Annotated in this window: 9 protein-coding genes; 8 read left to right on the top strand and 1 reads right to left on the bottom strand. The window is 62.6% G+C overall.

What is annotated here, in order from left to right:
- The first annotated feature begins 175 nt into the window (after nucleotides 1–175).
- Together E3D03_RS19780 and E3D03_RS19785 are read left to right on the top strand one after the other, a co-directional pair.
- The gene (locus E3D03_RS19780; RefSeq protein WP_263568377.1) at nucleotides 176–1,189 is read left to right on the top strand and encodes a hypothetical protein; all 1,014 of its coding nucleotides are present in this window, start codon (nucleotides 176–178) and stop codon (nucleotides 1,187–1,189) included.
- Between the two features lie 77 nt (nucleotides 1,190–1,266).
- Nucleotides 1,267–1,761 (top strand): hypothetical protein, encoded by a 495-nt coding sequence (locus E3D03_RS19785; protein WP_263568378.1) that lies wholly within the window; start codon nucleotides 1,267–1,269, stop codon nucleotides 1,759–1,761.
- A 233-nt stretch (nucleotides 1,762–1,994) separates the two neighbouring features.
- Here the strand turns inward: E3D03_RS19785 and E3D03_RS19790 are convergent, their stop codons facing one another.
- The gene (locus E3D03_RS19790; protein WP_263568379.1) at nucleotides 1,995–2,351 is read right to left on the bottom strand and encodes a DUF2513 domain-containing protein; all 357 of its coding nucleotides are present in this window, start codon (nucleotides 2,349–2,351) and stop codon (nucleotides 1,995–1,997) included.
- Between the two features lie 263 nt (nucleotides 2,352–2,614).
- Between E3D03_RS19790 and E3D03_RS19795 the strand changes: the two genes are divergently transcribed.
- The 6 genes from E3D03_RS19795 (at nucleotide 2,615) to E3D03_RS19820 (ending at nucleotide 5,833) form a co-directional block, all read left to right on the top strand.
- A complete protein-coding gene (locus E3D03_RS19795; RefSeq protein WP_263568380.1) occupies nucleotides 2,615–2,878 on the top strand; it encodes a hypothetical protein in 264 nt (87 codons plus the stop codon).
- Nucleotides 2,878–3,078 (top strand): hypothetical protein, encoded by a 201-nt coding sequence (locus E3D03_RS19800; RefSeq protein ID WP_263568381.1) that lies wholly within the window; start codon nucleotides 2,878–2,880, stop codon nucleotides 3,076–3,078. The genes E3D03_RS19795 and E3D03_RS19800 overlap by 1 nt, the downstream gene beginning before the upstream one ends.
- The gene (locus tag E3D03_RS19805; RefSeq protein ID WP_263568382.1) at nucleotides 3,078–3,383 is read left to right on the top strand and encodes a hypothetical protein; all 306 of its coding nucleotides are present in this window, start codon (nucleotides 3,078–3,080) and stop codon (nucleotides 3,381–3,383) included. The genes E3D03_RS19800 and E3D03_RS19805 overlap by 1 nt, the downstream gene beginning before the upstream one ends.
- Nucleotides 3,383–3,685 (top strand): hypothetical protein, encoded by a 303-nt coding sequence (locus tag E3D03_RS19810; protein WP_263568383.1) that lies wholly within the window; start codon nucleotides 3,383–3,385, stop codon nucleotides 3,683–3,685. The genes E3D03_RS19805 and E3D03_RS19810 overlap by 1 nt, the downstream gene beginning before the upstream one ends.
- A gap of 94 nt (nucleotides 3,686–3,779) precedes the next feature.
- Nucleotides 3,780–4,751, top strand: coding sequence for a PD-(D/E)XK nuclease-like domain-containing protein (locus E3D03_RS19815; protein WP_263568384.1), 972 nt, complete (start codon nucleotides 3,780–3,782; stop codon nucleotides 4,749–4,751).
- Nucleotides 4,742–5,833: an ATP-binding protein gene (locus E3D03_RS19820; protein WP_263568385.1), complete on the top strand. Its 1,092-nt coding sequence runs from the start codon at nucleotides 4,742–4,744 to the stop codon at nucleotides 5,831–5,833. The genes E3D03_RS19815 and E3D03_RS19820 overlap by 10 nt, the downstream gene beginning before the upstream one ends.
- Nucleotides 5,834–5,956: the final 123 nt, after the last annotated feature.

Consider the following 5,956-nt stretch of genomic DNA (forward strand, 5'->3'; position numbering starts at 1 on the left):
CTGTGCGACTGGGCGGATATGCTGCGGGACTGGGAGGACTAGCGCACCGGGTGCGCTACTTAGCGTCTTGCTGGCCATTGCACAGCAAAACGACGTGATGGTGGTAGCGAATCGCCCTGAGGTGGTGCCACGGTGCCGGTGATGCAGCATCATCAAGCCGCACGGGGGGAGACTTTTGAGCAAGAAGCCGGTTTCGAAAAAAGCGACAGTCCAATATCGGGAGCTGAAAACCGAGGGGCCGCTCAAGGGCATGGAATTGAAGGACATGCTGGTTGATGTTCTTCGCCGGAGAGGGGAGCATCACACCGTTGGAGAGAATGCCCGACTTCGGATTATCGATCTCGACCAGGACGGCAGTTTCGTCATCCTTAATAAGGTGTCACCGCCGGATAGCTGGGACGGGGCCGTGTTCTGCGGACAGCTAATCCACCTTCAAGCTGGCGCAGATATACAGGCGGTTATTCAATCGCTGGACGAGGACACTGACGAGTTTTTACTGCAGAATATCGATGTAGGCCCAGCTGCGCGAGTGTTGAAAGGAGTGCTCTACTTCGCGGTGAACAAGAACCATGTGGGCCTCATTGAGGGGCATGCGGTGAAGGGGCAAATCCTTGAACGGTATTTGACAGCATTATTCCAGAAAGCCGAGGAACTTGCGCCGGGCCAACAAGTCATTCTGAATGGCCAGTTTAGCGCGGCCGGAGAGAAGGGGTTGAAGGAACTGACGGACCTGACGATCTCGGCTCGTCCCAAGTTTTCGAGCGCTGACGATGCTGGAAGAATTATCGAAGATGAAAGGCAAGCCGGTCAAGCCAGGGACGAGGGGCACACTGTCTTTGACGTTCTGGAGTTGATGGGCTGGCCGAAGGAGGCGCTGGACCGTCTTGAACAGGAAATCCCGCAGGGGGGGCGCATCGAAGGCCTGTTCAAAGTTTTCATCAAGAACAGTCGGAGCAAGGTTCGCATACCCAGAGTTGCAGTAAACGAAGCCCTGCGCAACTTCGATCCTGCTGACCTGGGGTTGCAAGGCGATGGCAGAGAGAAGGGCGGGATGGTCAAGCTCGCTGTCATTAAAGATGTGAAGGCAGAAGGCTCCCTCTTGGACCCTGAAGATGCTATGATGAAGATCGTTGAGGCTCTGAAAGAGTGGGCTGCTACAGGGAAAATTGATTGCCGCTTCGAGGCTTAAGATGGCTGGCGCTTGCTGTTGGTGCAGCATGCGGGGCAGCGATTTCCCCGGCGCTCTTCGCCGGTGAGCCTGTCCGTATGCTTGTCACCTTCATGGGCTTGGTGTCGGCAAGCGTCCTTCCTACCGTCTCTCTGGCGATTGGCAGCATGAGTGGCACAGGGCGCTCGGTCCAGAAGATCGAGGAGCTTTATAGGGATCTACGTGAAAGCAGCGCTGCGCTGTTTCGGACCCTGATATGTGTGGGACTTGTGTTCGCAGCGCTGGTTGCATTTGCTATGACGCCAATCTGGAACGTGGAGTTTGTTCTGCGTGAGCGAACCTTCCATGTTCCTGACGCCGCGCGGCGCTTGGTCCAAGTCTTGATATTCGGTGGCTCGGTGTTGGCGGTTTGGCAGGCATACCGTATCCCCAAGACCTTCCTCAAAGTCCTAACGATCAAGCGCGATATTGCCACTTATGAAGCCCGGAAAGAAATCCGTGCCAACGCGCCGGGCGAGGCTGAAATCAAGCAGCTGTTCCCAAAGAAAGAGGGTTTCGGCAAAACCGTGAACCTTGAACAGCTAGGCAAGTAGGTCTGCCGGTGACCGGCCGCAGCTGATCCACCCACCGTTCGCAGCGGTCCCAGGCGGCCTCGGCCTCGACGCTGTCATGCTCACGGATCGCGCGCCGTAGCCGGTCGAAGTCCCGCAGCATGGTTGGGCGCGAGCTGCTGCGAGGAACGGTTGATCGTCAGACATTGCATCCCCTAGCCCGCCCGCCTCGCGCGGGCTTTTTGCTGTGCGGTTGGCGGCACGCCGGCTAGGCATCACCCAAGAGGGATGCCTAGTTCCACCAGCCTTGCGCGCAGGTAGCCGACGCCGATGTCCTTCATAATGCCAAGACTGACGCCGGCGACCTTTGCTGATGCCTCTTTGGTTTTCCTCCAAACGGTGTCATCCCGGACAGCGGCACAGAAATCGTGCCCCGCATTGGTCATCCGAAAGACGCCGCCCGTCCTTCCGGTCTCCTGCAGGAACCCGGCGTCCGCAAGCAGCCGCAAGTGGTAATAGACCTTCTGGTCCTCATCGTCCGCACCGAGCGTCTGGACATGAACCAAGAGCGGATCATCCTGCGCCTCGAAATCAAGCATCAGCTTTCGTAGCAGTTCGTCGTCCCGGCGCATGAGCTCATCCCCCGCATAGATGCGAGGAGGTTGGCGGGGATCCGCCGATTCTGCGAGTCGGATTCTGTCCACGAATCACATCCCTTCTTCCGCGTAGGCCGAGCCTGGCAGGGGCACTGTAGCACGGGGCGAATCAGGGCGGCAAACACTGTCGCGAATTTCGCTACATTGCATCTTGCACGCTGTAGCGATTATCGCTACATTCATATCATCAGCCAGCGCGACGAAGCCGAGCCGCTGGCCCTCGATGAGGAGCAACCCGAATGCAATTCTCAAGCCCGACGTCACGCCTGACTCCTGAGGAGATGGCGGACTGCCGCAACACCGGAGGCCGGATCTGCGATCTGGAATCGACGCCTGGCTGGCGCTGCCTTGCGCTTGCCCTGATGGTGGTGACCGCCCTTGGCTTTGCGCTGCTGGTCAAGTTCGGCCTCGAGTTTGTCGTGACCGCTTCCGATGAAGGGCCTTCGGCCTGCGCCGGGTTGAACCCCAGCGATTGTTCGGCCCGCGCCGCGGAGGGCTGGTGATGGCTTGGGGGAAAACCGACGGCAATATGATCGCGGCCGATGCGCACTACGACGCGCCCGCCGCCTATAACCACAGCTATTGCGAGGAGTGCTTGCGCCCTTTCCGCGAAGGACCGGACGACGAGCCGGAGAACGACGCGCTGGCTGATCAGGACGGCAGCCGATTCCACCTCTGCAAGACCTGCGCGGAGGGCTGGTGATGGCGCAGCCCGTCAACCTGAACGACCTCGCCAATATGCCCGGATTCGGTGCGGCCAAGGCTGCGCTGCAGAGAGCCGGTCATTGGGACGAATTTGCCGGCAGCGGGCCGGAGCGGGCCTTTACGGTCGAGATCGAGGCCAGCTCGAGAGTCACCGCCACGATTACGGTCAAAGCAAGATCCCGTGCCGAAGCCGAGAAGAAGGCCGACGAGCGCATCGAAAGCGGGAAGGTCGACTGGGACATCGATGGCTGCGACCTCGAGGTCGACAACCTGAAAATCCGCGACAGCCAGGAGGACCGCTGATGGCCTTCCAGTTCGCCCCCTACCAGATCCCGCCACACGACGGGACCGAGGACATCACCGACCTCTGGATCGAGGAAACCGACGCGGAGAACGAGCGCGGCGAAACCTGCGAGGCGTTCTTTGACGACGAGGTGAGCGGCTACGGCTGCCACTGCGCGCTGGTCGCGATCCGCGTCACTGGCGGGCTGGGCGTCGACACCTGGTCGCTCAACCTGCCCCGCGACATCGCCATGAAGCTGCTGAACCCCATGACCGTGACCCGGCTGGAGCGCCAGCGCGCCGACCGGCTGGACGACGAATAACCCGAAAGGCCGGCGCCTCCTCCCTGCCGGCCGCCCTGCCCCTGCGGCGCCTCCTCCCTAGCCGCAGGGGCGACAGTTTCTGATGAGGTTGAAGATGAAGGACATGTTCACTGGCGAATTGGGCCCCGGTCTGCACGATATCAGCGCCGAGGAATACCACGCCGACCCCTGCCCCGTGCCGTCGCTGTCCTCGACGCTGGCGCGCCTGATGCTGAACCGCAGCCCGCGTCACGCTTGGACCCAGCACCCGCGCCTGAACCCTGACTATGAGAGCAAGGACAGCAAAGCCTTCGACATCGGCCGGGCCGCGCACCGGGCAGTGCTGGGCAAGGGCGGCGATTTCGTCGCCTACCCCGACCACGTCCTGGCGAAGAACGGCGCGGCCAGTACTACCGCCGCCAAGGAATGGGCCGAGGAAATGCGCGCCCGCGGCATGACGCCGGTCAAGGCGGAGGAAGCGGACGCCGCGAACGACATGGCGGCCGAGATCATGGGCCGGCTCGCGTTCATGGACATGGCCTTCCCGCCGGCTCGGTCGGAGCTGACCGTGATCGCCGAGATCGACGGCGTGATGTGCCGCGCGATGATCGACCACGCGCCCGAGGACCCGCGGCAGCCGCTCTGGGATCTGAAAACCACGACCGATGCGAGCCCGCAGGCGGTGATGCGCGCGATCATGGCCTACGGCTACGACATCCAGGCTGCACATTACACCGAGGTCTGGAAGGCGGCGACCGGAGAGGAGCGCGCATTCCAGTTCGTCTTTGTCGAGAAAGAGGCGCCCCACGAATGCTGCGTTGTCCGCCTGGGCGGCGACAGCATGGTCATGGCCAGCAAGCGCACGCGCCGCGCCCGCGAGATGTGGCGGCACTGCCTGACGACCGGCCAATGGCCGGGCTACCCCGCCGAAATCGTCCAGCTGGAGCTGCCCGAGTTCTACCAGGCGCGCTGGCTGGAACGAGAAACCTTCGAGGCCGAGGTGAAGCAATCCACCGGCCGCGATGTCCTCGAATCCGCCTACCTCTGGCAGGCCCCCGAACATCAAGGAACCAATCCATGGGCATGATCCGCTTTATCCCGGTCGCCGAACTCAACGACCCGCTGACCCTTTCCATCGGCCTGTCCGGCGGATCTGGCACAGGCAAGACCTATACCGCCCTGCTGATGGCACGCGGTATTGCGGAGACCGTCACCGGGCGCAAGGGCGCGCCCATCGGCTATGTCGACACTGAAAACCGGCGCGCGCTGCACTACAAGGCGGCGTTTCCCGAGATGTGCCACTACGATTTCACGGCGCTGGATGATCGCGGCGATCTGGTCGGATTCGGGCCGGAGCGCTGGATTGCGGTGATCGACGCGGCCGAGGCCGCAGAACTGCCGGTTCTGATCCTCGACAGCTTTTCGCATGCCTGGGAGGGCGTCGGCGGGGTGCTGGACCTGCACGCTACGACGCTGGAGCGCCTGACGCGCGGCGATGACAGCAAGAAGGATGCGCGCAGCCAGCTGGCTTGGGCCGAGGTGAAGCCACGGTATCGGCGCCTTATCGATCGCATCGTGCGCGCCAAGACGAACATCATCATCTGCACCCGCGCCAAGCCGGTGATGCAAGACCTCAAGACGCGCCAGAACGCCCGGAACACCAAGACGCGCCGCAAGGATGTGCCGTGGGATCCAGCCAGCGACGGTGATCTTCTGTTCGAGATGACGACTATGGTCATTCTCGATCCGTCCGCGCCCGGCTGCCCGGTGCACCAGATCAAGGTCGCCGATCAGTTCAAGGCGCTTCTGGACCCGCGCCGCCCGATGGGGGTCGATACCGGCCGCGCCATGGCGGATTGGGCCAAGGGTCAAGGCGAGGCCCAGAAGCAGAAAGAGCTTCTGGATTTGGCTCGCTCCAAGGCCCGCGAGGGATCGGCGAAATTCACGGCGTGGTGGCAATCGGCCGAGGGCAAGGACGCCCGCCCCATTGTTCGCACCATTCTGGCCGACCTGCAGGCGCTCGCAGAAGACGCTGACCGCGACACCGCCGGGGTGGACGACGACCCCTTCGCCAGCGCCGCACAAGACGACGGCCTAACCCCCGCGCAGCGCGCCGAGATGGAGGCCGCTGAGGCCGCGTTCCGGTCCCAGCAATCCGATCCCGCCTAACCGCACCCCGCGCCCACCTGTCCGGGCGCGGCCACTCCCCGGCTGGCCGGTTCGCCAGTCAGCCGGGGCTTTTCAGGAAAAGGAACCCGACATGCAGGACGACAACGCCTATGGCATCGCGGC

It is taken from the genome of Paracoccus sp. DMF, assembly GCF_004407025.1.
Classification (GTDB): domain Bacteria; phylum Pseudomonadota; class Alphaproteobacteria; order Rhodobacterales; family Rhodobacteraceae; genus Paracoccus; species Paracoccus aminovorans_B.

Excerpts from the sequence above, each read along its gene's own strand:
- E3D03_RS19795 (WP_263568380.1), top strand. The coding sequence starts at position 2,615 with ATGCAATTCTCAAGCCCGACGTCACGCCTGACTCCTGAGGAGATGGCG.
- E3D03_RS19820 (WP_263568385.1), top strand. The coding sequence starts at position 4,742 with ATGGGCATGATCCGCTTTATCCCGGTCGCCGAACTCAACGACCCGCTG.
- E3D03_RS19810 (WP_263568383.1), top strand. The coding sequence starts at position 3,383 with ATGGCCTTCCAGTTCGCCCCCTACCAGATCCCGCCACACGACGGGACC.
- E3D03_RS19800 (WP_263568381.1), top strand. The coding sequence starts at position 2,878 with ATGGCTTGGGGGAAAACCGACGGCAATATGATCGCGGCCGATGCGCAC.
- E3D03_RS19805 (WP_263568382.1), top strand. The coding sequence starts at position 3,078 with ATGGCGCAGCCCGTCAACCTGAACGACCTCGCCAATATGCCCGGATTC.
- E3D03_RS19815 (WP_263568384.1), top strand. The coding sequence starts at position 3,780 with ATGAAGGACATGTTCACTGGCGAATTGGGCCCCGGTCTGCACGATATC.
- E3D03_RS19785 (WP_263568378.1), top strand. The coding sequence starts at position 1,267 with ATGCTTGTCACCTTCATGGGCTTGGTGTCGGCAAGCGTCCTTCCTACC.
- E3D03_RS19790 (WP_263568379.1), bottom strand. The coding sequence starts at position 2,351 with ATGCGCCGGGACGACGAACTGCTACGAAAGCTGATGCTTGATTTCGAG.